This window comes from Anaerococcus sp. NML200574, assembly GCF_026131665.1.
Classification (GTDB): Bacteria; Bacillota; Clostridia; order Tissierellales; family Peptoniphilaceae; genus Anaerococcus; species Anaerococcus kampingae.
This window is the reverse complement of the sequence record NZ_JAMXSM010000004.1, coordinates 1-25,630: the sequence shown is the minus strand read 5'-3', so window position 1 is coordinate 25,630 and position 25,630 is coordinate 1. Positions and strand designations below refer to the sequence as shown.

The window sequence follows — 25,630 nt, the reverse complement described above, 5'->3', positions numbered from 1 at the left end:
TACTATATTTAAGTTCGGAAAGATACTTTTCAAATCATGTAGATTGATTTGAAAAATAAAAACATGATTATATTCATGAAAAATGCAGTATTTGATGTACCTAGTTTTTATTAAAAATGTAGAATTTCTCATCTGATATTTAATGTATTTATAAATTAAATTTTGACTTATATAATAAATTTCATTTTGATTTATTAAGAAGTAGGGAATGAATCTGCCATATTTCTCTTGATAATTTTTCTATCTGATTATTCATAGATTCAATTTCATTTTTGTAAATAACACCAGTTGTATTAGTAGCCTTGGCAATCTGGTTTATATTATTTGTTGCATTTGAAAGTAACCATTGTAGGTTTCTAAATGGTTCTAAATCTACTACATAAATCTCTTTTTCCAATACACATTTTCTAAGAAAGTGAGACATAGTTTTGCAATTAGCAAGTTTCATTTTCTTTTCAAAAACTTCCTTTTCTTCATCTGTTAAATATATTTTTAGTTGATTATTTCTTTTTCTATTATCCATAGTATATCTCCTTATCATAAAATATTGGGATCTTAGGGCTCTCCCTAACAAGGTAAAATTGATAAAAAAAGAAGCAGTCCATAAAGGTTCTGCTTCATCAATTTTTCGTAAGTGGGTACTCACTTACTGTGCTTGCTATTAAAGTTATAAGCGTTAAGCGTTTATTCAATTTTATTGATTATACCGCATTTAAAGAAATTAATAAAGAAGTATAAGCGAAGCTATTGACAATGATTATCAGTGTTGATATAATAATACCGACAACAGTGTCGGTTTGGAGGTTATTTATGAAATGAAAATGGAAGCTGATGAAAGAAAAAAGCAGATTAGACAAGCAGCTATGAAAGTCTTTTTGGATAAGGGATTTAGAAATACAGTTATGAATGACATTATGGAAGCTACTGGGCTTTCTAGAGGTGGTTTGTATCATCATTATGGTTCTACCTATGAAATTTTATACGACATTATGTTAGAAGGAAATAAATACAGAGAGAAGATAATCTATGATGAGATGAATAAAACAAGTCAGGATTTTAGCGAAGTTTTATCTGAGATTATTTTAGAAAAAATGCTATATCAGAGTGACTATGTTTCAATTTATGCAATGTTTTTGCAGGAATTAAATCACGACGATAAGTTAAAAGACTTATATAAGAAACTAAAAAAATCATCATCTGATAGTATTCTAATGTTATTTGATGAAGATGTAAGAGGTGAATTAAGTGAAGCTATCGAATTAATAACTGATTTTATTAACACATTTATTCTAGGTTGTGAAGTTCTAAATGCAAGAGAAAATTTTGTGAAGAACAAACTTGCATTAAAAAAAATGATAGGAATTATCTTAGATAATAATGCTAAGTAAATCTTAGGGTTTACTCAGAAAGAAAAAACATATCTTAAATTGGAGGTTTATATGAAATTAAAAGATATCGTACAAGTTACAATTTTTACAGTAGTGGCGTTTATATTAAACATGGCTGTATCAACAGCAACAGGAATGTTAGGAACTTTATCCTTATATATAGCGGCAGGATTTTCTTCCTTTGTAGTAGCTCCGCCATTTATAATTATGGCTAAAAAATTACAAAAAAGAGGAATAGCTTTTATATTTTTCATGTTGCTTGGTGTATTTTATGCATTAAGTGGATATTGGCCAATGCTTATAGTAAATGCCATCGCAGCTATTGTAGCAGAATTAATTATAGGTAACTATAAAAATGATAATAGAGTTGCCTTAGCAGTATCTGCTGGAATGTTTGTTATTTCAATGCATGCAATGACATTTGTAAGACTACTTGGACCAGAAAAAATTGTTGAAGTTTTTAGCGTATTTACTAAAGAACAGGCTGCCTTTATGGATGCCTTTTTTACACCAAAGGCAATGCTAATCTCAATAGGCATTAATATCGTCTTGGTATTAATAGCAGGAAGATTTGGATTATATATAAATAATAAGTTTTTTAAAAAGAGTAAAAAATCAGGAATATTGTAATGGAAAAAATAAGGAGAGATGACAACTGTCTTGTAAATCCTATAATCTTATTTGTTTTAATTTTAGCGTTTTCGATTATATTATTTATAACAGATGATATTGGCTACTATATTATGATAGGAATATCAATGTTTCTAACTTTAACTTTTTCCTTAAAACAATTTATTAAACAACTAGCAACAGTTCTTATCTTGTTAATTGTTGGCAAAACATTAACTATTACAGACTTAGGAATAGGTGGAAATGCAATTTTAGGTCTTGTAGAAATTGTATTAAAACTCTTTCCGATATTTATTATTGGCGGTATTCTTGTGAATACATCACCACTTAAAATGATGAGTTCACTTAAGTTTTTACACATTCCAAATGTGTTTGCTCTAAGCATAGTGATAGGAATGAAGTTTATATCAGAGATGGGGTTAAGGCTTAAAGAAATAAAGAATGGCATGAAGGTAAGGGGACTAAGATTAAGTCCCCTCCATCCTATTATGTCTTTTGAACTTTATTTCATCCCTCTTATCTATAAATGTTTGCAAGTGAGTGAAACTTTGACTTCATCTATTATATCTAAAGGAGCAGAATATAGAGGGGAAAGGACCAATTATCATAAAATAACTTTTAAATTTTTTGATATCGTATTCTTACTTTTAGCTATTTTCTTATTGTGGAGGTCAATATGAATGTAATAGAAGCTGATATTAAAAAATTCTCTTATGATGGAAATGATAAGGTAATTTTAAAAGATATAGAGCTAAATATTAAAGAAGGGGAACTTGTTGTTATAAGTGGTTTATCTGGTTGTGGAAAAACTACTCTAACAAGAATATTAAATGGTTTAATTCCGAATCATTATCAAGGACAATTGTATGGACAAGTATCTATTTTAGGAAAAAATATTTCGCAATATAACAACGGAGAATTGGCAAAGTATATAGGAAATGTTTTTCAAAATCCAACAGATCAGTTTTTCGCAAATATTGTTGAGGATGAGCTTGCCTTTGTTGGAGAAAATTTAGGAATGGAGCTTTCAGAATTAAAGAAAAGAGTTGATGACTCTTTGAGTGTGATGGGAATTGAAAATTTAAAATATAGAAATATCAATTCTTTATCAGGTGGACAAAAGCAAAAAGTTGCTATCTCATCTACTCTTGTTTATGATACTAAAATAATTTTCTTTGATGAACCATCATCAAATTTAGACTATAGGGGAATAGTCGAACTTAAGAATATTCTTGAAAAATTAAAATCATTAGGAAAAACGATAATAATATCTGAGCATAGATTGTTCTATTTAAATGATTTATATGATCGTTTTTTGTATATGAAAGATGGTAAAATCGAAAAAGTTTTTAAAAAAGGTGAATTAACAGAAAAGGATTGTAAAAATTACTCTCTAAGAACAACGAATTATAATTTTTTGCTATCTGAAAATATTGATAATTGCAAAAATGTAGTTGAGGAGATAAGAGGAGTTGGTATTTCTATTGGTAAAAAAGAATTAATAAAAAATTTAAATATAAGCTTATATGAAAATGAGATAATGGCGATTATAGGTAAAAATGGAGTAGGTAAAACGACTCTTGCAAGATCCTTAGCTGGTTTATTAAACTTTAAAGGCAAGACAAGCTTTGGGAGAAATAAAAAAGAAAGATTAAGAAACTCTTATTATATGATGCAAGATGTAGAATACCAAATATTTTTTGATACGGTGGAAAATGAGCTTTTACAAAAAGATAGAATTAATGACGTTGGATATTTAAATAGACTTAGAAACGAATTAAAACATATTGACCTTTGGGAAAATAGGTATGACCATCCACAAAATCTATCTGGTGGACAAAAACAAAGACTTGCTCTATTAACTGCTTGTTTAAGTGGTAGAAAACTAATAATTCTAGATGAACCTACGTCAGGTTTAGATTACAAGAGAATGAATGATATTTCTGAAATAATAAAAAGATATTCAAAAATATATCCTTTTGCCATAATAACTCATGATATAGAACTTATTTTTAAAGTTTGTAATTCTGTGTTAATGCTTGAAGAAGATGGATATAAGAAAGTATATGTTCAGGGACATGAAAAAGAAATTTTGAAATTTATTAAAGATGGACTGATTGTGTAAGGAGTTGATTTTTTGAAACAAGATATGAAAGAACAATTATTAACAAAAAGACCTATAGATTTGCTTTTTCAATTATCTATTCCTGCTGTAATAGGAATGATAGTAATAGGTCTTTATCCACTAATGGATGGAATTTTTGCAGGAAATATTATAGGACAAACAGCAATGACAGCTTGTGGTGTAGCTATGCCACTTACCTTTTTCAATAGTGGAGTATCTACACTCATAGGTGTAGGTTCAGCATCAGTTTTATCAAGAGCTATAGGAAAGGGTGACCAAAAAACAGTTGATAAAATTATGGGGAATTTAATCTTTTGGGTTATTCTATTCTCATCAATTATTACAATAGGCGGAATTTTACTTGCACCACATTTTTTAGATATGGTTGGAGCAAGTGGAGAAATTAAAGAATATGGTATCAGATATTTACGAGTAATTTTCATTGGTTCTTTATTTGTAAACTTTACTCAATCAGCAAACATGGTTATGCGTGGAGAAGGATTAATGAAAAAAGCAATGCTCATTATGGGGCTAGGGGCTTTTTTAAACATAATTCTTGATCCAATTCTAATGAAATTAATGGGAAAATACGCAATAGAAGGGGCTGCACTTGCAACTATTACAGCACAATTTGTTCAAGCGATAATAACACTCCATTACTTCAAATATAAAAGTAAAGCAGTAAAAATAAATAAAATCAAACCTGATCAGGAAATAAAAAAAGAAATGTTTGGCGTAGGGTCATCTGCTATGATGATGCAAATTTTATTTATGATTCAACAAACAATGCTATATAAAATGTCATTTAAATATGGCGGAGATACAAATGCTATCTTAATGGCAGCAACTTTAAGAATATATGCCTTTTCCTTTATTCCACTTTGGGGAATGAGTCAAGGCTTGCAACCTGTTGTTGGTACAAACTTTGGAGCAAAAAGATATGACAGGGTAAAGGAGGCAATGAAGGTATTCTCCATTGGAGGACTTGTTCTTGCAGCCATATTTTGGCTACCAGTCTTATTATTTTCAAAAAACATCCTTTCCCTATTTGGAGTAGAAGAAAGTATTATAACTCAGGGAGTAGGAAACTTTAGACTATTCTATTCTATATTTATCTTATATGGAGTAATGGTTATGTCTATAACATTCTTCCAAGCAATAGGAAATGCTAAAAAGGCAGGCATAATCGTCATGCTAAGACAATTATTTTTATTCGTTCCTGCCATGATTATTCTACCAATGACATTTGGAGTTAAGGCAGTATGGTTTGCTGAACCTCTTGTAGATTTAATTATGATTTTAGCTGGAATAGCAATGATGATTGGAGAGCTTAATAGAATGCCCTCTGAAATAAAAAAAATATAATAAACTATTTAAAAATATTACTAAAGGAGGTTTTAAAGTGAATTTAGTAAAAGAATATGTAAATAAAAGAAAAGGATCATATTTTGCATCCGTCCTACTTGCGATAGTGGGAGTGGTGGCAGGTTTTTTTTCCTATATATACATGGCAAAAATCGTTGTAAACTTAATTAATGGTGCAAATGATATGAGTTTATATACTCCACTTTGTATAAGTATTTTAATAACATTTGTTATTAAAGAAGTGGCAGCAGGAATATCAACAAGTATTTCCCATACCGCAACCTTTAATTCATTAGGAGAAATTAGAAATGATATTTCCAAAAAATTATTTAAGATGCCATTGGGAGATGTATTATCAAGATCATCTGGAGAATTAAAAAATATTATAGTTGAGCAAGTTGATTCTATGGAAACTTCACTTGCCCACCTAGTGCCAGAATTTACGGCAAATTTAGTAGGACCTGTTCTATTATTTATTTATATGTTTACCTTAGATTGGCGATTGACCTTGCTATCACTAATTCCATTTGTGGTGGGAATGGCTACCATGATGTCTGTTATGAATGCTCATTATAAGGAAATGTTTGGAAAGTCAGTTGCCATTGGTCAACATATGAATAATTCCATTGTTGAGTATATAAATGGGATAGAAGTAATCAAGACCTTTAATCAAAGCGAATCATCTTATAAAAAATATGCTGATGCAGTTTATGATAATGCAAACTTTTATTATAACTGGATGGGTGAATCTATGAATAGGGTTGCCATAGGTAGATTACTTTCTCCTATGGGAATTATTACAATCATACCCTTTGGGATTTTATTTTATATAAATGGAAGTATTGATTTAGGAAATTTAATTACCTTAATCGTCTTATCCTTTGCTACGGTTTCTAGCATTTTAAAAATCATGAACTATATGGATGATATGTCAAGAATATCAACTATAACTTCTGAAATAGGAAAGATTTTAGATTCAAGAGAGTTAGAAAATATTGACAAGGGAGAAAAAATAGAATCCTATAATATAGAACTTCAAGACGTAGATTTTTCTTACGATGGAAAAAAGAAAGTCATTGATAATCTTTCTATGGAAATAAAAGAATCTAATGTTTCAGCACTCGTTGGTCCTTCTGGGTCAGGTAAGTCCACAATAGCAAAACTTATTGCTGGATTTTGGAATGTAGATAAGGGATCTATTAAAATTGGCGGAATAGAAACAAAAGATATGTCGCTCGAAAATTTGTCTTCATTTATTTCTTTTGTATCCCAAGACAATTTCCTCTTTGATATGACTATAAAGGAAAATATTAGGCTTGGAAATAAGAATGCCTCTGACGAAGAAATTATAGATGTATGTAAAAAATCTGCCTGCCATGATTTTATTATGAATCTATCTAATGGTTATGATACAAGAGTTGGTGAAGGTGGAGGTCATCTATCTGGAGGAGAAAGACAAAGAATATCTATTGCTCGTGCCATGCTAAAGAATGCACCAATCGTAATTTTAGATGAAGCAACTTCTTATATAGATCCTGAAAATGAAGCTCTAATACAAAACGCCTTGGCTAACCTAGTTAAGGGTAAAACTTTAATCATAATCGCTCATAGGTTAAAGACAATTGTTGATGCAGATAGGATATTTGTTATTAAAGATGGCAAATTAAATTCTTATGGTACTCATGAAGAACTATTAAAGTCATCAGAACTTTATAAGGAAATGTATGCTGCAAATCTAAGGGGTGATGAAAATGCTTAATGTGTTTAAAAAGATATGGAATTTTTCAAAAGAAGAACAGGTAAATATTAAGAAATCCATTCTCGCTGGATTTTTGCACGCTGTATTTAATGCCCTTGAGTTTGGAGCAATCTACTATATGCTAGTAAATATATTCTCTAAAACTTTAGACTATAAGGCAATCTTTATTTGTCTCGGCATATTAGTAATATCTCTTGTTGGCAAAATTATGACACTAAAAATTTCACAGATGGCACAGACTCATGCAGGATATTTTATGGCAGCCCATAAGAGAATAGAAATAGGAGAAAAAATTAAAAGAGTTCCTATGGGTTTCTTTTCAAGCTTTTCACTTGGAAGATTAACTACAATTGCCACATCTTCACTTTCCCAAGCAGAAATGTGGGTGCCTATGCTTTTGGTTCTTGTACTTGGTGGAGTTTTAAATACTTTAGTCTTTGTCCTTGGAACTTTAATATTTAATGTAAAGGTAGGACTTGTTGCAGTAGCAGGTGTAATAGTATTCTTTATAGTAACATCAATGATGGAGAAAAAATCATCAGCTAATGCAGATAAAATGACAGAAACACAAACAAGACTTACAAAAGAAGTATTGGCAACTTTACAAGGTATGCAGGTTATAAAATCCTATAATCTTGGTGGAGAAAATAACAGGGCTTTGAGAAAGTCTATAAAAGATACATCAAGAATACTCTTAGACCTAGAAAAATCTGTTGCACCATACACAGTTATTCAAAGAATTGTAATGGGAATAACAACAGTAGCTATGGTCTATGTATCTCTAAAATTAAATTTATCTGGTGAACTTCCGCTTGCCGAAACAATTCTTATGATTATGGCATCCTTTATAATCTTTGAAGGACTAATCGGTGCAGGATCAAACATGGCAATCCTAAGAGCTTGCGAAAATGCTATAGATTCAGTTGGCTTTATAGACTCAATGCCTGATATGAAAGAAGGAGAAGTTTCAGAGTCTATACGAAATCACGATATAGTCTTTAAAGATGTTTCTTTTTCTTATGATGACAGACCAATTTTAAAAAATGTATCAGCAGAGATAAAAGAAAATACTATGACTGCTATTGTTGGTCCATCTGGATCTGGTAAAACAACATTTTGTAATCTCATAGCGAGATTTTGGGATGTAAATTCTGGCGAGATTTTAATTGGTGGAAAAAATATAAAAGACTATAAGATAGAAAACTTAATGAATTCTATTTCAATGGTCTTTCAGGATGTATACCTATTTGAAGATACAATTGAAAATAATATAAAATTTGGAAAACAAAATGCGAGCCATGAAGAAGTAGTTCAAGCTGCAAAAAAAGCAAGATGTCATGAATTCATAGAAGCTTTACCAGAAGGATATGACACTATTATTGGGGAAGGTGGAGCAAGCCTATCTGGTGGAGAAAAACAAAGAATTTCCATAGCTAGAGCCATGCTAAAATATGCAGATATAATTATCTTTGATGAAGCAACTGCAAATATTGACCCAGAAAATGAAGATAAACTTAAAGAAGCAATAGAAACATTAACAAAAAATAAGACAGTAATTATGATTGCCCATAGACTAAAAACCATTAGAAATGCAGATCAGATTCTAGTCTTAAAAGATGGAGAAATAGTAGAACGTGGAAATCATGAAAAATTGATTGAAAATAATGGACTTTATTCTGATCTTATCAATGCAAAGGCTAAGGCAGAATCATGGAAATTAAATAATTAATAGAAAGAAATATTTAAAGTCTTTGAACAGGAAAATTTAGATTAGAGGATTTATGCCTAGTAGCATAAGTCCTCATTTTTTTATGCTTAAATTAATCATTGAAACTCAAAAATACTATAAAAAAATAAAAATTCTGGTTACCAAAGAGGGCAAATTTCACTATATAAAGTGAGGGGTATTTTGTCATCTTTCTATAAAAATCAAAATACTTTGAAGTGTGAATATTCTTGAAATTGATTATGTGAGATTAGCATATTTCAAATTTAATTCACTTATCAAGGTAAAAAATTAACTTATATAGGAGGTAAAATAGAATGCTAAAAATTGGAGAAAATATTCTTCAGAAGCGAAAAGAAAGAGGTATAACTCAGGAAGAATTAGCAGAATTTATGATGGTAACAAAAGCGTCCGTATCAAAATGGGAGACAGGTCAAAGCCATCCAGATATTTTACTTCTACCAAAACTTGCCACTTTTTTCAATATAAGTGTGGATGAATTAATAGGATATGACCCAGATTTATCTTCAACTCAAATTCAAAAATTTTATATAGACTTAGAGAATCGTGTCACTGATACAGATATGGATAGTATCGTAGAAGATATAAAAATCAAAATAAAACAATACTATTCTTGCTTTGAACTACTATATTACATGGCTTTGTTTATTTTGAACCATTGTGATTTAGCAACTGATGATGTAAAAAAAGAGGAATATCTAGAATACGCAAATAATATACTAAATAGGGTATGCGAGCATTCTAAAAATCCTATATTAAAAGAACAATCATTGAGCTTGAGGGCAGCCTGTTTAATTAGTTTAGGAAAATCAGAAGAAGCATTAAATATTTTACCATCTTCTGACATGCTATCTATATCTAAAGATTGTTTGGTGGCTTCAGCTTATCTAAAAATGAAGAAAGAAAATGAAGTAGATCAAAAACTTCAAGTAATGATTTATAAGAACGTAATTGATTTAATCACTCTTCTTATGATGAAAAGCAGTTTGCATAATGAGGATTGGGTCGAAACCTTGGAAAGAGTGGAGGATTTAATAGAAACTTTTAATCTTATTGAAATAAATATTTCTATAGTTTTAAACTTTTATTTATCCTTGGCAACTCATTATATTAAAGATAATAACCCAAAAATCGCTAGTCAATATGTAGAAAAATTACTCAACCTACTAATAGAGAGCAAGGAAAAATCTTTTAAGATAAGAGGTGATGAGTATTTTAATCAAATAGATGAATGGCTTGATGAAAATTTATTATTATCTACAAATCCAAACAGAAGTGACGATATGATTGTTAACTTTTATTTAGAAACAATTGCAAATAACGAGAGTTTTAAAGAAATAATCTCTGAAGGAAGAGTAAAGTTCTTAGCTGATAGGGTTAAAGAAATATACTCTCTATAATTAAATAACTAGCATTGGACAAAAGGTTGTAATTTTTCAAAATTATAACCTTTTTTTATGCCTACATTTCTAACGCCATATTTCTCTTTACATATATTAGAAATTATAAACTTTACTCAAAACTACTCCCTTTGTCCTAAGGAATATAGAGGAAAGAAATTTAGGGTTAAAGATAGACCTGATTTCTTTGCCTGTGATATAGGAGGTGGAGTATGAGAGTAGAAAAGTTTGAAGGTAGACAAGAAATTATAAAAACTGAATACACTGAAAGGGATTTAAAGGCAGAGCTTAATTTCTATCTATCGGATAAATTCATTCAAGACCTATTTCTTTTAGATGAAATTAGCCTTGAAGAATATAGGAAAATTAGGAGAGAAAACATAAAAAAGTTCAAACCTATTCTTTCAGAATTAATGATATAAGACTTGATAAATACTTACTTGTACGGGAATATAGCACTTAGAGAAAGAGAGGTGAGACGATGAAAAAGATAACAAAAATAGAAGCAAATCAAAAAGAAGAATCTATATTTAGAGTTGCTGCCTATGCAAGAGTATCGACAGATGAGGAAGCTCAACTGGTGAGTCTTAAAACACAAAAGGCACACTACGAAAAGATGATAGCAGAGAACAATTCATATACTTTTGCAGGCCTATACTTTGACGAAGGCATCACTGGAACAAAGAAAGAATGTAGAGACGGTCTTCTAAAAATGCTAAAAGACTGTGAAGACGGAAAAATAGATTTTATCCTAACCAAATCAATCTCAAGGCTTGCAAGAAACACGACAGATTGTTTGGAAATCGTAAGGAGACTTCTCGATTTAAACATTGGTATCTATTTTGAAAAAGAAAACATTGATACAAGAACCATGGAAAGCGAGTTGATGTTATCCATACTTTCATCCCTTGCAGAAAGTGAGTCCAGGTCGATATCAGAAAATAACAAATGGTCCATAAAGAAAAGATTTCAAAATGGAACCTTTATCATATCAAGTCCACCCTATGGCTATGAGAATATAGACGGAAAGATGGTAGTGAATGAAGAAGAAGGAAAAATCATAAAAGAAATATTTGAACAGTATCTTTCAGGTAAGGGAACACATAAAATTGCAGAAGACTTAAATAAAAGAAAGATTAAAGGACAAAAAGGAGCAAAATGGCATGGATCGACTATAAACGGAATCTTAAAAAATGAAAAATATATAGGCGATGTCATCTACCAAAAGACCTATACAGATGAAAATTATAATAGACACAAGAATAAGGGAGAAGAAGACCAGTATAAGATAATAGACAACCATGAAGCCATTGTAAGTAGAGAGGACTTTGAGAAAGTTCAAGACCTAATAAGGATAAGGGCTATAGCAAAAGGAAATGGAGAAAACACTAAAAGATACCAAAATAGATATAGCCTATCGGGGAAAATAAAGTGTGGCGAGTGTGGTTCAAGCTTTAAAAGAAGACATCACTATAATGGCAAAGAAAAATATATAGCTTGGACTTGCAGTGAACACCTTAAAGATATTAATAAATGTTATATGAAGTTTATTAAAGACAAGGACATAAAACTGGCATTTGCGACTTTAGTAAACAAGCTAGTCTTTGGAAAAGATAGTATCCTTACACCACTCTTAGAATCCTTAAAGAGAGTGGACAGCAAGGAAGAAGTCGAGAAGATAAATGGAATTGAAGAAAGACTAGAAAAACTAAAGGAAAGAAAAGAGGTTCTAAGCAAACTAATAACTTCGGGAGTTTTAGATGCAAGTGTTTACGCAAAAGAAAGCAGTGAAATTTCTAGTGAAGAAAGTTATCTACTCAGGGAAAAGGAAAGAATTAAAAAAGCCATCCTTGGAAATGATGAAGAAATAAGAGAACTTGAAAAATTAATAGGAATCTTAGGAAAAAGTGAAATGATAGATCACTTTGAAGATGACTTGTTTGAAGAAATCATTGACCACATTCAAGTTGTTAATAGAGAGACCCTTGATTTTCATTTAAAGTGTGGACTTGTACTTAGAGAGGAAGTGAAAAATAATGTCTAGGTTATGTTATGGCTATACCATAAGAGACGGAAGATTAGAAATTCAAGAAAAAGAAGCGGAGAATATAAGAAAAATCTTTAAAAACTACCTTGCTGGCAATGCCCTTATAAAGTCAGCAGACCTTGCAGGCGTGAAGAAAAACAGCTCCAGTGTAAAAAGAATCCTTACCAATAAAAAGTATTTAGGAAATGAAATCTATCCCAAGATAATAGATAGAGAAAGCTTTGAAAAAGCAGGTCAAATGTTAAAAGAAAGGGCAGTGGCCATGGGACGAGTTTGGGAAAAGGAAGAAGAGATCATTAGAGTTCCATGCAAGTTTAGATACAAAAGTGAAGAAGTTCTACCACTAGATCCCTTTGAACGAGCGAGTTATAAGTATAGGTTAATCAAGGTGATAGATGATGAATAGCAAGGTCATAGTAATACCAGCGAAGAAGAAAAAAGGAAATTCCATCAAGGAATCAGAAAAGAAGAAACTGAGAGTGGCAGCTTATGCGAGGGTATCAACAGATAGCGATGAACAAGCAACTTCTTATGACACTCAAGTAGACCACTACACAAATTATATAAAGAAAAATCCAGATTGGGAATTTGCGGGAGTTTTTTCTGATGAAGGAATCAGTGGAACATATACCAAGAAAAGAGCTGGCTTTAATAAAATGATTGAAGAAGCCATGGAAGGAAATATCGACTACATCATTACAAAGTCCATATCGAGATTTGCCAGAAACACACTAGACTGTTTAAAGTATATTCGTAAACTAAAAGAAAACAACATCCCAGTCTATTTTGAAAAAGAAAACATCAACACCATGGACGCCAAGGGAGAAGTCCTCCTTACCATTATGGCATCTCTTGCTCAACAGGAAAGTCAGTCCTTATCTCAAAATGTAAAGTTAGGCGTTCAATATAGGTTTCAACAAGGTCAAGTCCAAGTAAACCATAATAGGTTTTTAGGCTATACAAAAGACGAAGAAGGAAAACTTGTCATTGTTCCTGAAGAAGCAAAAATTATAAAAAGGATCTACAGAGAATATTTAGAAGGAGCAAGCCTACGAGATATAAAGGAAGGATTAGAGAAAGACAAGATAGTAAATGGAGCAGGAAATAAGAAGTGGCATGTATCGAACCTCAATCAAATATTAACTAATGAGAAATACATGGGGGATGCCCTCTTACAAAAGACTTATACAGTGGATTTCCTGAATAAGAAGAGAGTAAAAAATGATGGAATTGCACCTCAATATTATGTAGAAAATAGCCATGAAGCCATCATACCAAAAGAAATCTTCATGCGAGTCCAAGAAGAAATGGATAGACGAGCTAATATGGTAAGTGGCAAAGGAAAAAGAAGAATTTATTCCAGCAAATATGCCCTTTCAAGTATTGTCTACTGCTCAAAATGCGGCGATATTTACAGGAGAATAGCATGGAATAACAGAGGGAAAAAGTACACCGTTTGGAGGTGCTGCACAAGAGTAACCCATGGACCAGATGCCTGCCATGCGAGAACTATTAAAGAAGACGACCTACAAGAGGCAGTTGTAGAAGCCATTAATCAACTTATATCTGAAAGCAGTGAATTAAAAGAAATAATAAAAGAGAATATAGAAAAAGTCATCACAGGTGATGGAACTAGCCAGATAGAAGAAATAGATAAAGAAATGTTGAAAGTGCAAGAAGAGCTTTTAAAAGTAGCTAATGCCAAGAAAGATTACACAGACCTTGTAGAAAGGGTGGAAGAGTTAAGAAATGAAAAAGAAAAGATACTCCTTGAAATGGCGGAAGAGAAGAATGAACAAAGCAGGCTAAAGGAATTAGAAGAGTTTTTAGACAATCAAGAATTAGAAATAGAAAGTTATGATGAAGAATTGGTGAGGAAACTTATAGATAAGATAGTAATTTATGAAGAAAATTTAAAAGTAGTGTTTAAATCTGGACTTGAGGTTGAAATTGACAAGGATAAAAAGTAAATATACAATATAACTAACAGCACCCGACACGCCTCTTAACAATGCGAACCATGTTGAAGCCCTAGCCCTACTTGTCAAGGAGCGAAGCGACGCTGAAAAGTAGAGGCAGGTCTCATGCAAAGATTTCCCAAGAGAAGCGACCGAATAGGGAGCTTCGATTGGCAGAAATCGCCTGCTGAGACGGTATGTTTGATGTCAAGAAAATAATGATATAGCAATGTTTTAAGAAGAAACATCTATTTTATCAACTCGGAGAAATGTGTGTTTCTTTGTTTGTGAGAACAGATCGAGAGTGTCAGAAAAACAACCAGATTGAGTAAACAGTAGCAATAATCAATTAGGGAGTGGATAGAACAGATATTGACTTCAATTTAACGGCTGCTCTTTTAAATTAATACATTAATCTGTATCATTACGTTATAAAAGAAATATTATGATTGTTTTGTTGTATATTCATGGTCTGATAATTATTTTACTTTTCTTATTTGACAGATGGTAAGTAGGGCAGTGAAAAAGATTATGGATTTTATCTAAGCACTAAGTAGTTTAGATCACTAATCAGGGAAAATAAGGCCTTCAAGATGAATTCCGAAGGCCCCCTTTCCTTTCCATATAAATATACGTAAAGCATAAGGAACATATGGCAAAAAAAGTGTTTCTCAACATGAGATATAGCTTTTGATATTGAAAGGAGAGATTCAGTATGATAGATAATATTATTCAATTAGTGACAGACAAATTATCCTCTTTGCCTTATATAGAAGGCATTGTATTAGGGGTTCTCGTGCAAGAGGCACACATACAGAGGATTCTGATATAGATATCGGAATCTATTACAATTCAGAATCATTTGACATAAATACTATTAATCAATTCGCTACAAAGCTGGATGATGAGCATAGAAATAACCTTGTTGTACCTCCCGGAGCATGGGGTGATTGGATTAATGGCGGCGGATGGTTAGTCATAAACGGGTATCATGTGGATTTAATTTTACGTGATATTAAACGTGTGGAACAAATAATGAAAGATACAGAGCACGGAATTGTTACTGCCAATTATCAGACTGGGCATCCCCATGGTTATATTAGTGCAATGTATCGAGGAGAATTAGCGATTAGCAAAATACTATATGCTAAGAATGAAAGCTTATGCGAATTAAAAAAACAGGCAGAAACTTATCCCAATGCTTTGCAGAAAAGTTTAGTTAACTTTTTTATGTTTGAAGCAGGGTTCTCTTTAATGTTTGTAAAAGCAAATTCGGGAACAGACGATAAATATTATATTGCGGGTCATGTTTTTCGTATAGTTTCATGTTTAAATCAAGTGTTATTTGCATGTAATAATGCTTATTGTATCAACGAAAAGAAAGCTATAAAACTGCTTGAAACTTTTGAACATAAACCTGAAAAATATACCGAGAAGGTAAATCATATTTTTGAAGTACTCGGTATCTCACTTTTTGAATGCTACGACATGACCGAGAAGCTTTATAATGAAGTGAATGAAATTGTATCGGAGATAAATAACTTTTTAAACGAGGAGAGTTCAGATGAAAGAAAACAAATATGATGATAATATATTTTTTCAAAAATACAGTCAAATGAGTCGCTCGCAGAAAGGACTGGCTGGTGCGGGAGAATGGGAGACTTTGAAAAAGATGCTACCTGATTTTAAGGGTAAGCGTGTGCTTGATTTAGGATGCGGCTATGGATGGCACTGTATATATGCGATGGAAAACGGTGCTTCCTCTGTAGTAGGTGTTGATATTTCTCATAAAATGCTCGAAGTAGCAAAAGGAAAAACCCATTTTCCACAGATTGAATATGAATGCTGTGCCATAGAAGATGTGGATTTCCCAGAGGAGAGCTTTGATGTAATACTAAGTTCGCTTGCGTTTCATTATGTAGCAGACTATGAGAATTTAATAAAAAAGATATATAGGATGCTGAAGGCTGGTGGCAATTTAGTTTTTACAGTTGAACATCCTGTTTTTACTGCTCATGGAACACAAGACTGGTATTATAACGAAAAAGGAGAAATACTGCATTTCCCGGTGGACAATTATTATTATGAGGGCAAACGGACAGCTATGTTTTTGGAAGAAAAGGTTACAAAATATCATAGAACACTGACCACATATCTAAATACACTGCTTTCAAATAGTTTTATAATAAATCAGATTGTGGAGCCACAGCCGCCAGAGAACATGATGGATATTCCGGGGATGGCGGATGAAATGCGACGCCCAATGATGCTGATTGTATCGGCAAAAAAGAAGATGTAATAATATAGAAAAAATAAACGAGGAGTATGTAAATGAGATCAGAAAAAGAAATGATGGATTTAGTACTTTCTTTAGCAGAACAGGATGAACGTATTCGAATTGTGACCCTTGAGGGGTCACGCGCAAATATTAATATACCTAAAGATGAATTTCAGGATTATGATATTACATATTTTGTAAGTGATATAGAACCGTTTATATCTAATGATGACTGGCTTAATCAATTTGGGAATATTATAATGATGCAAAAACCGGAGGATATGGAACTATTCCCGGCTGAAGAGAAAGGCTACTCCTATATAATACTTTTTGATGATTATAATAAAATAGACCTTACCTTATTGCCCCTGGAAGAGTTGGGAAACTACCTGAATGACGATAAATTGATAAAGATTATTCTGGATAAGGATGGAAGGATTCAGCAAGCTGTAGTTCCGACCGACATGGATTATCATATAAGAAAACCCAGTGCCCGGGAATACGATGACTGCTGCAATGAATTCTGGAACACCACTACCTATGTGGTTAAGGGACTGTGCCGTAAGGAAATTTTATTTGCTATTGATCATTTTAATCAGATTGTTCGCCATGAGCTGCTGAGAATGATATCATGGAAGGTCGGCATCGAAACAGGCTTTAAATTAAGTGTAGGCAAGAACTATAAGTTTATTGAAAGGTATATATCCGAGGATTTGTGGGAGAAACTTTTGTCCACCTACCGGATGGATTCCTATGAAAACATATGGGAAGCATTATTTCTATGCCATCAATTGTTCAGGGCGGTATCCGGTGAGGTGGCGGAAAGGCTTCATTATGCCTATCCGGAGTATGATAGGAATATAACAAAATATACCAGGGACATGTATAAAAAATACACTGGTAAAACCGGCTGCCTGGATAGCACATATGCCGCTGATATAGAAGAGAGGCGGGAACAGTGATTACAGAAATGAAAGCAGGGCACCTGAAAGATATCGATAAACCCAGCGAACCATTTGAGGTGATAGGTAAGATTATACCGAGGTATGAAAACGAGAATTGGACCTTTACAGAATTACTCTATGAAGCGCCATATTTAAAAAGCTACCAAGACGAAGAGGATGAAGAGGATGAGGAGGCAGATTGCCTTGAATATATTGACAATACTGATAAGATAATATATCTTTACTACCAAGACGATAAATGCGTCGGAAAAGTTAAACTGCGAAAAAATTGGAACCGGTACGCTTATATAGAAGATATCGCCGTATGTAAGGATTTCAGGGGGCAAGGCATAGGCAGCGCGCTTATCAATATATCTATAGAATGGGCAAAGCATAAAAACTTGCATGGACTAATGCTTGAAACCCAGGACAATAACCTTATAGCTTGTAAATTCTATCATAATTGTGGTTTCAAAATCGGCTCCGTCGATACTATGTTATACGCCAACTTTGAAAACAACTTTGAAAAAGCTGTTTTCTGGTATTTAAGGTTTTAGAATGCAAGGAACAGTGAATTGGAGTTCGTCTTGTTATAATTAGCTTCTTGGGGTATCTTTAAATACTGTAGAAAAGAGGAAGGAAATAATAAATGGCTAAAATGAGAATATCACCGGAATTGAAAAAACTGATCGAAAAATACCGCTGCGTAAAAGATACGGAAGGAATGTCTCCTGCTAAGGTATATAAGCTGGTGGGAGAAAATGAAAACCTATATTTAAAAATGACGGACAGCCGGTATAAAGGGACCACCTATGATGTGGAACGAGAAAAGGACATGATGCTATGGCTGGAAGGAAAGCTGCCTGTTCCAAAGGTCCTGCACTTTGAACGGCATGATGGCTGGAGCAATCTGCTCATGAGTGAGGCCGATGGCGTCCTTTGCTCGGAAGAGTATGAAGATGAACAAAGCCCTGAAAAGATTATCGAGCTGTATGCGGAGTGCATCAGGCTCTTTCACTCCATCGACATATCGGATTGTCCCTATACGAATAGCTTAGACAGCCGCTTAGCCGAATTGGATTACTTACTGAATAACGATCTGGCCGATGTGGATTGCGAAAACTGGGAAGAAGACACTCCATTTAAAGATCCGCGCGAGCTGTATGATTTTTTAAAGACGGAAAAGCCCGAAGAGGAACTTGTCTTTTCCCACGGCGACCTGGGAGACAGCAACATCTTTGTGAAAGATGGCAAAGTAAGTGGCTTTATTGATCTTGGGAGAAGCGGCAGGGCGGACAAGTGGTATGACATTGCCTTCTGCGTCCGCTCGATCAGGGAGGATATCGGGGAAGAACAGTATGTCGAGCTATTTTTTGACTTACTGGGGATCAAGCCTGATTGGGAGAAAATAAAATATTATATTTTACTGGATGAATTGTTTTAGTACCTAGATTTAGATGTCTAAAAAGCTTTAACTACAAGCTTTTTAGACATCTAATCTTTTCTGAAGTACATCCGCAACTGTCCATACTCTGATGTTTTATATCTTTTCTAAAAGTTCGCTAGATAGAGTTCTATATTAGAGATGTAAAGAGTTTTGGTGAAGAGGTTTGTGAGTATGGCTTTTATAACCAGGGTGCAATGAGAAGCACTAACAGCAGCTAGCTTAAGAACGCATAGGATATACTTTTTATGGAAGTCACAGAGGAGGAATAAAATTTGAACAGGATTAACAGAGTAACCTCTATTCTTATTCAGCTGCAATCAAAAAAAATAATTCCTGCCAAAGAAATTGCACAGCGATTTAATATAAGCTTAAGGACAGTTTACAGAGATATCCGGACACTTGAAGAAGCCGGAATACCAATTGGATCTGAGGCCGGAAAAGGATATTTTCTTGTAGAGGGCTTCCTACTTCCGCCGGTAATGTTTACAGCGGCGGAAGTGGGTGCATTGATTACAGCAGGGAAATTTTTAAATTGCCATGGAGATGAATCATTTATAAAGGATTTTGATTCAGCTATGTATAAAATCAAATCTATTTTGAAGCATGGTGAAAAAAACTATGCACAGGAGTTGGAGAACAGTATTAACGTGTACAGCACATCTGGACAGAAAAATACATTGGCGGATAACGTTATTGCAGCAATTCAGACTGCAATCTGCAATAAAAGGGTAATATCAATTCAATATCCTGCATCAGGAGGGCAAGAACCGGAAAGCAGAATGATAGAGCCTATATCACTGGGGTTTTATGAACAGAACTGGTACTTAATCGGTTTTGCAGGCTAAGAAATGAATATAGGAATTTTCGTGTGGATCGGATTAAAAGCATTTGCATAGAAGAAGAGCTCTGTCAAAGCCATGATGGCTCTTTGGAACAAATATTAAAACAAATGCTTTCATATAAAAAACTATATAATGTAATTCTTAGAGCTGAAAAAGGGGAGACATACAATTCTATCAAGAACAGGTATTCTCTCGGCTTCCTTGAAGAAACCGATTTGGGAAGTAAAATGGAAATCGAATTCCAGACAGATTCCTTTGAGATATTGAGCAAGCAGCTGATTGAATATGGATCAGGCATTGAAATAGTCCAACCTGATGAATTAAAATGCATAACCCGTAAACACCTGGCACAAATTACGAATCACTGCCTAAACTTGATTTAGAGAAAGCGATTGGTCTGTTATGTATTTTTTGTAAGGTTTCATATCCCCTGCTGACATACAGCTGTCAGTGTATTATGATATTCTACTATCAAAAAGGAGGATTGAAAAATATGAAACCAAAGATAATTATGCACACACAAATTAGCCTTGATGGCCGCATTAAAGGCTTTGATAATCCGGAAGTTTACTACCAGGTTGCCGGGGGAATTCATTCGGATGCGGTGCTGTTTGGGTCCAATACTGTTTTTACTGCATTTGAAAAATATCCTGCTGAAACAGAGGCTGATTTTGAGAAAATCATAACAAGCCCGGAGGACCCCAGACCAATAGGAGTCATACCTGACAGCAGAGGTATCTTGAGAAGTCTTCATTGCTTAAGAAATCTTGGATATCTGAAGGAAATTGTCATTCTGGTATCAACTGCCACTCCGAAGGAATATTTGAATTATTTGGAGGAAAGGCATTACCCATATATTGTGTCAGGAAATGATCATGTGGACTATGAAAAAGCCTTTCAGATCCTGCATGAGCAATATGGGTGTAAATACATGCGGACAGACAGTGGCGGTGGATTAACCAACAAATTATTAGAAAACGGACTTATTGATGAAATCAGTCTTGTGATATCACCATGTTTTGTAGGTAATAAAGAAAAACAACTATTTGATAACCTTCTGTTATCTGAAAAAGTTAATTTGGAATTGCAGGGAACAGAGAATGCAGAACATGGCTGTCTGTCATTGCGCTATGCTGTGAAAAATAAGGATTAGTGCAGCATACTTTAAAAAGTGTCTGTTGGGACAGTGTCCTAAAGGAAGCATAAGCTCATGGCTAGCGGCGGTGTTAAAGTAACGGCACTCGGCCCCAATATATAGTTGATATGCCCCTAAGCCTTTGAGGGCAAGGCGGTCAACCGCGCCTTTTCCGGTCCGCATACAGTCGTTCAATGAGGGTATCAAGCTCGGCAATGCGGCGGTGCTTCTCGGTGGTTCGTTTCTTCGCCGCCGTTTTCGGCTAATTCTAATTGATCCGAACTGTAAGGATAAGCAATTATCCGGGGCTAGTTAAGTATCTTAGAGAGGAAGATAAAGATAAGTAAACCAATTTTAAAGTTGTACCGAATAAAGCCTTCAAGAGGACAACATGCTTTTGAAGGCTTTATTGCTTACAATTACTTGGATTGTAACGCAAAAGCAGGCACCAAATCAATGAAAAATAGCCTATCCAGGCGACTGTTTCAGAAATATGGGCTTCCGCCAAGGGGATACCAGTGGGGTGCGACATCTTTTTTGCCCACTCAAGGCACGTTGAAGCAGCAATTCTGATGACGTATTGTGGTTTGGACAAGGAATAATAGGAGTCAACCACAACATGTAGTGGTTTGAGTACGAAAATTGGGTCAAAAACAGGCTAAAAAATACCGTTTTTTGACCCTTTTAAATAGGGCATTTGACAGATGACATTTGATGTTTCGGGATTAAAAATCCATAGGGTGAGGTAGATTAGCACAGAACTTTATTGAATAGAGAAATTAAAAGTGATATAATCAGTTGCATAAGGAGGAGTTAAATATGTGTACATGTATTGCAGTAGTAGATATTACTTTATCTCATTTATAATGAAAAAAATTAAAGGAGGTAAAGGTATGGGTATGTTTTCTATATTTGTTATTGAGAGATTTAATTATCAACCAAACCAAAAATAATTGGTTATAATGAGCTCTTAAGATTAGTTCATTATAACCGGCAAGGAGAAGGTTATAATGAAACAGAAAAACCCGAAAAATACGCAAAATTTCATTACATCTAAAAAGCATGTAAAGGAAATATTAAAATATACGAATATCAATAAACAAGATAAAATAATAGAAATTGGGTCAGGAAAAGGACATTTTACCAAGGAACTTGTGGAAATGAGTCAACGGGTGAATGCTATAGAGATTGATGAAGGTTTATGTCATGCCACGAAAAAAGCAGTTGAACCTTTTCAGAATATAAAAGTTATTCATGAGGATATTTTGAAGTTTAGCTTTCCTAAAAATACAGACTATAAAATATTTGGTAATATTCCCTACAATATTAGTACTGATATTGTAAAAAAGATTGCTTTTGATAGTCAAGCGAAATATAGCTACCTTATTGTAGAGAGGGGATTTGCTAAAAGGTTGCAAAATACCCAACGAGCTTTAGGTTTGCTGTTAATGGTGGAAATGGATATAAAAATTCTTAAAAAAGTGCCACGAGCATATTTTCACCCTAAGCCTAATGTAGATTCTGTATTGATTGTACTTGAAAGGCATAAACCATTTATTTTAAAGAAGGACTACAAAAAGTATAGATTTTTCGTTTATAAATGGGTAAACAGGGAATATCATGTTCTTTTTACTAAAAATCAATTAAGACAGGTGCTGAAGCATGCGAATGTTACTGATCTTGATAAATTATCCAATGAACAATTTTTGTCTGTTTTCAATAGTTACAAATTATTTCAATAAATTAAAAATAATTAAGCGTTCTCTAACTTTAAGAGAACGCTTAATCTTATTACATTGAAAAATGCATTCTATTATTTTCAATTATTATGATATAACATAACTATCATTTTACTTATTTGCATATTTGCACGAAAATATAGTTATCGACGACTATTCTGATAATAGCAACTAATATAGTCAATGATAACTCAAAATTTATTGATATAGTAGGTATATGTGCAACTAATTAGGGAAGATTTTAGCTTGCCATTTCTGAAACAGCTAAAACAAGTATTGCGTAAAGAATGCGCCAGTCTTCCCATGGACTTAAAATGCTTGCTTGGGGCACACATAAAACCCCTTGAACAATCTATTGACAGAGTTGAAGGACTGTCGGAGATTCTAAGACGAAGTAATCCTAAAATGGCCCTATGCCATACAGATATTCATAATTGGAACTTGATGCAACGGGATGAGCAGTTAGTTCTAATTGACTGGGAAGGCTTGAAATTGGCTCCAGTAAAAGCTGATCTCATGTTTTTTGTTGATAAGCCATATTATGATGTATTTATGAACATATACCTGAAATTACACAAAGATTTTTTAATCAATACGGATGCTTTGTTATTCTATCATATTAGACGTAAACTAGAAGATATATGGGAGTTTATTGAACAACTTTTATATGACAATCAAGAGGATAAGGAAAGAAATGAAACTATAAAAGTTCTTGATGGTGAACTGAATAACTTAGTGTTTTGAAAAAAGAATAACGTATTATTAAGCTAAATAATATTGGAGAAGAAAATGAATAAACAAGAATTATATCAAATTGCTTTCAGTATAATTAATCATAAAAAGTTACGGAACTTTGGAACTTCAGGGCATGTTGCGTGCGCGTTGGAGACAAATAGCGGTAACATCTTTACAGGAATATGCATTGACTTGCCCTGTTCTATTGGCTTATGCGCTGAACAGTCAGCTATTGCTGAAATGGTAAAGAACAATGAAACTGCAATCAAAAGGATTATCGCTGTATTTGAAGATGGGAGTATACTTCCACCATGTGGAAGGTGCAGAGAGTTTATTGCACAGATAGATAATCAAAATATAGAGACCCAAATTGTATTACCTGAAATGGAAGAAGTGTTGCTGAAAGATTTATTACCAGAAAGGTGGGATGGCAAATGGAACTGAAAAAGATAACTAGCAGGGTCTTTTATTATCCACATCAACCAGAAACTGATAGGCCTATGTTGGCATACTTAAATGGAGATAAAATTGCACTTGCCATTGATGCAGGAAATTCAGCAGACCATGTTGATGAATTTTATAAATCCCTAGAAATCGAGGACCTAAAGAAGCCAGATTTTACTGTCATCACTCATTGGCACTGGGACCATACCTTTGGAATGCATAAAATTCACGGATTGTCCATTGCACACCATAAAACCAACGAGTTTTTGAAACAGGAAAGAGCCAAACTATCTGACAGTGCATATATAAAATTTTTGATAAATGATGATGAGTGCCTAGCTAGAGAATATGTAGATAATAAAAGAATTATTGCCGTTCTATCGGATATCCAATTTGAAAAAGAGCTTACCCTTAATCTCGGTGGAATAACCGCAATGATTTTTCATACGGTTTCACCCCATTCGGAAGATACGGTGCTTATCTATATTCCTGAGGAAAAAATATTGTTCTTGGGAGATTCAACAAGCGAGGATTTCTACGATGATGGGTATATGGATAAAGAAAAATTAATGTCATTAACAAATTTGATAGAAAGTTTCGACTGTAAGTATTGTATTTTAAGTCATGCAGAGCCTCTAACTAAATCAGATTTATTAGATTACTTAAAATCCATTCTAAAATAATAATCCATGAGGTGTATTGATATGTTCCCGTCTACCGATAGCCCCAAAAACGCAGTGGATATGTTCCCGAGAACGGACACACTCAAATGACATTCATTCTATCCTCTCAAGCCATGTGGAGACTATAGCGTTGATACAAAAGATATAAATTTAGAAATCCTGCATTTTAAGCAGTTTTATAAGCATTTTGTCTTCGATAAAGATGAAGAAGGATACGTCAAAAAGACCCAAAAAAACTACATGGATGTAAGAGTAGTTTTGCAACTGGTATGAGGAGACACAAAGAAAAATATAATAAGATAAAACCCATTTTACACTTTCTACAAGAGTAGCTTAAATAAGGCTGCTCTTTTTTTATTTCAAAGAAAGGAGGCAGGAATGAATTTTGATTATTTTTATAATAGGCAATCTGAGATGTATAACTTTATTAGGTTACCTATGGTATTAATGGAAGATGAAGTTTTTGAGAGCATTTCTATTGAAGCTAAAGTTTTGTATTCATATATGCTTAATCGAATGGGTCTTTCATATAAAAATGGCTGGATAGATGAAGACGGAAAAGTCTTTATTTATTACACAATTGAAAGCATAAAAGATCAATTTAATTGTGCAAGTGAAAAAGCGAATAAATTAATAGCTGAGCTTGATATTAAATCAGGAATAGGACTGATTGAAAAGAAAAGACAAGGACTGGGAAAGCCTAACAGAATTTATGTTAAAGACTTTATGAGCATATTTAATAATATGGAATTAAAAAATCAAGAAGTTCGAAAAACAAAATTCCAGAAGTTCGATAATCGAAATTCAAGAGATTCGAATATCGAAAGTCAAGATTTTCGAAAATCGGAAGGTAACTATAACAATATTAGTAATAATGAGTTAAGAAAGAATGATTTTAGTAAGGGACAAAAGCCTTATGGAATATATAAAAACATATTTTTGACTGATGAAGAATACAAGGACT

Annotated in this window: 24 protein-coding genes and 3 pseudogenes; 26 read left to right on the top strand and 1 reads right to left on the bottom strand. The window is 33.3% G+C overall.

Features of this window, described 5'->3' with window-relative positions; genetic code table 11:
- Positions 1-181 precede the first annotated feature (181 nt).
- Positions 182-523: a plasmid mobilization protein gene (locus NH286_RS02915; RefSeq protein WP_250341994.1), complete on the bottom strand. Its 342-nt coding sequence runs from the start codon at positions 521-523 to the stop codon at positions 182-184.
- A 292-nt stretch (positions 524-815) separates the two neighbouring features.
- Here NH286_RS02915 and NH286_RS02910 point away from each other — a divergent pair, with 292 nt between their 5' ends.
- From NH286_RS02910 to NH286_RS02790, 26 genes and pseudogenes are all read left to right on the top strand, one after another.
- Positions 816-1,388, top strand: a complete 573-nt coding sequence (locus NH286_RS02910; RefSeq protein WP_265236703.1) for a TetR/AcrR family transcriptional regulator — start codon at positions 816-818, stop codon at positions 1,386-1,388.
- A gap of 51 nt (positions 1,389-1,439) precedes the next feature.
- A complete protein-coding gene (locus tag NH286_RS02905; protein ID WP_002838928.1) occupies positions 1,440-2,018 on the top strand; it encodes an MptD family putative ECF transporter S component in 579 nt (192 codons plus the stop codon).
- Positions 2,018-2,698, top strand: coding sequence for an energy-coupling factor transporter transmembrane component T family protein (locus tag NH286_RS02900; protein ID WP_035111397.1), 681 nt, complete (start codon positions 2,018-2,020; stop codon positions 2,696-2,698). The genes NH286_RS02905 and NH286_RS02900 overlap by 1 nt, the downstream gene beginning before the upstream one ends.
- Positions 2,695-4,143 (top strand): ABC transporter ATP-binding protein, encoded by a 1,449-nt coding sequence (locus tag NH286_RS02895; protein WP_265236695.1) that lies wholly within the window; start codon positions 2,695-2,697, stop codon positions 4,141-4,143. The genes NH286_RS02900 and NH286_RS02895 overlap by 4 nt, the downstream gene beginning before the upstream one ends.
- A 12-nt stretch (positions 4,144-4,155) precedes the next feature.
- Positions 4,156-5,508, top strand: coding sequence for an MATE family efflux transporter (locus tag NH286_RS02890; RefSeq protein WP_265236693.1), 1,353 nt, complete (start codon positions 4,156-4,158; stop codon positions 5,506-5,508).
- Between the two features lie 37 nt (positions 5,509-5,545).
- On the top strand, positions 5,546-7,267 hold the full coding sequence (locus tag NH286_RS02885) for an ABC transporter ATP-binding protein (RefSeq protein ID WP_101749675.1): 1,722 nt from the start codon (positions 5,546-5,548) through the stop codon (positions 7,265-7,267).
- Entirely contained in the window at positions 7,260-8,996 is a 1,737-nt protein-coding gene (locus NH286_RS02880; RefSeq protein WP_265236984.1) for an ABC transporter ATP-binding protein, read from the top strand. The genes NH286_RS02885 and NH286_RS02880 overlap by 8 nt, the downstream gene beginning before the upstream one ends.
- A 314-nt stretch (positions 8,997-9,310) precedes the next feature.
- Positions 9,311-10,414, top strand: a complete 1,104-nt coding sequence (locus NH286_RS02875; protein WP_065735312.1) for a helix-turn-helix domain-containing protein — start codon at positions 9,311-9,313, stop codon at positions 10,412-10,414.
- A gap of 212 nt (positions 10,415-10,626) precedes the next feature.
- On the top strand, positions 10,627-10,836 hold the full coding sequence (locus tag NH286_RS02870) for an SHOCT domain-containing protein (RefSeq protein WP_065735313.1): 210 nt from the start codon (positions 10,627-10,629) through the stop codon (positions 10,834-10,836).
- Positions 10,837-10,895: 59 nt separating this feature from the next.
- A complete protein-coding gene (locus NH286_RS02865) occupies positions 10,896-12,458 on the top strand; it encodes a recombinase family protein (RefSeq protein ID WP_156329534.1) in 1,563 nt (520 codons plus the stop codon).
- Positions 12,451-12,867 carry a recombinase family protein gene (locus tag NH286_RS02860; RefSeq protein ID WP_019131795.1) on the top strand — a complete coding sequence of 139 codons (417 nt, stop codon included), beginning with the start codon at positions 12,451-12,453 and terminating at the stop codon, positions 12,865-12,867. Before NH286_RS02865 ends, NH286_RS02860 begins: the two co-directional genes overlap by 8 nt.
- Positions 12,860-14,431 carry a recombinase family protein gene (locus NH286_RS02855; RefSeq protein ID WP_065735315.1) on the top strand — a complete coding sequence of 524 codons (1,572 nt, stop codon included), beginning with the start codon at positions 12,860-12,862 and terminating at the stop codon, positions 14,429-14,431. Before NH286_RS02860 ends, NH286_RS02855 begins: the two co-directional genes overlap by 8 nt.
- Before the next feature lie 703 nt (positions 14,432-15,134).
- Positions 15,135-16,003, top strand: a pseudogene (locus NH286_RS02850) (nucleotidyltransferase domain-containing protein).
- Complete coding sequence (locus NH286_RS02845; RefSeq protein WP_000662263.1) at positions 15,984-16,718, top strand: class I SAM-dependent methyltransferase; 735 nt, start codon at positions 15,984-15,986, stop codon at positions 16,716-16,718. The pseudogene NH286_RS02850 and the gene NH286_RS02845 overlap by 20 nt, the downstream one beginning before the upstream one ends.
- A gap of 32 nt (positions 16,719-16,750) precedes the next feature.
- Positions 16,751-17,659: an aminoglycoside nucleotidyltransferase ANT(6)-Ia gene (locus tag NH286_RS02840; RefSeq protein ID WP_001255864.1), complete on the top strand. Its 909-nt coding sequence runs from the start codon at positions 16,751-16,753 to the stop codon at positions 17,657-17,659.
- Positions 17,656-18,198: a streptothricin N-acetyltransferase Sat4 gene (gene sat4 / locus NH286_RS02835; RefSeq protein WP_000627290.1), complete on the top strand. Its 543-nt coding sequence runs from the start codon at positions 17,656-17,658 to the stop codon at positions 18,196-18,198. Before NH286_RS02840 ends, sat4 begins: the two co-directional genes overlap by 4 nt.
- A 92-nt stretch (positions 18,199-18,290) precedes the next feature.
- Positions 18,291-19,085, top strand: a complete 795-nt coding sequence (aph(3')-IIIa, locus tag NH286_RS02830) for an aminoglycoside O-phosphotransferase APH(3')-IIIa (RefSeq protein ID WP_001096887.1) — start codon at positions 18,291-18,293, stop codon at positions 19,083-19,085.
- 275 nt (positions 19,086-19,360) lie between these two features.
- A pseudogene (locus NH286_RS10695) lies at positions 19,361-19,492 on the top strand (HTH domain-containing protein); the annotation flags it as partial.
- Between the two features lie 75 nt (positions 19,493-19,567).
- Positions 19,568-20,313: pseudogene (locus NH286_RS10690) on the top strand (helix-turn-helix transcriptional regulator).
- Between the two features lie 110 nt (positions 20,314-20,423).
- Complete coding sequence (locus NH286_RS02815) at positions 20,424-21,083, top strand: dihydrofolate reductase family protein (protein ID WP_000802831.1); 660 nt, start codon at positions 20,424-20,426, stop codon at positions 21,081-21,083.
- Between the two features lie 809 nt (positions 21,084-21,892).
- Positions 21,893-22,018, top strand: coding sequence for an erythromycin resistance leader peptide (locus NH286_RS10685; RefSeq protein ID WP_135100604.1), 126 nt, complete (start codon positions 21,893-21,895; stop codon positions 22,016-22,018).
- Between the two features lie 57 nt (positions 22,019-22,075).
- Positions 22,076-22,807 carry a 23S rRNA (adenine(2058)-N(6))-methyltransferase Erm(A) gene (erm(A), locus tag NH286_RS02810; RefSeq protein ID WP_000810833.1) on the top strand — a complete coding sequence of 244 codons (732 nt, stop codon included), beginning with the start codon at positions 22,076-22,078 and terminating at the stop codon, positions 22,805-22,807.
- A gap of 216 nt (positions 22,808-23,023) precedes the next feature.
- On the top strand, positions 23,024-23,548 hold the full coding sequence (locus NH286_RS02805) for a phosphotransferase (protein ID WP_001176020.1): 525 nt from the start codon (positions 23,024-23,026) through the stop codon (positions 23,546-23,548).
- 45 nt (positions 23,549-23,593) lie between these two features.
- The gene (locus tag NH286_RS02800; RefSeq protein WP_001041171.1) at positions 23,594-23,983 is read left to right on the top strand and encodes a cytidine deaminase family protein; all 390 of its coding nucleotides are present in this window, start codon (positions 23,594-23,596) and stop codon (positions 23,981-23,983) included.
- On the top strand, positions 23,974-24,666 hold the full coding sequence (locus NH286_RS02795) for an MBL fold metallo-hydrolase (protein WP_019124342.1): 693 nt from the start codon (positions 23,974-23,976) through the stop codon (positions 24,664-24,666). The genes NH286_RS02800 and NH286_RS02795 overlap by 10 nt, the downstream gene beginning before the upstream one ends.
- Positions 24,667-25,044: 378 nt before the next feature.
- Positions 25,045-25,630, top strand: a 586-nt coding sequence (locus NH286_RS02790) for a replication initiator protein A (RefSeq protein WP_265236675.1), incomplete at its 3' end; no start/stop codon positions are given.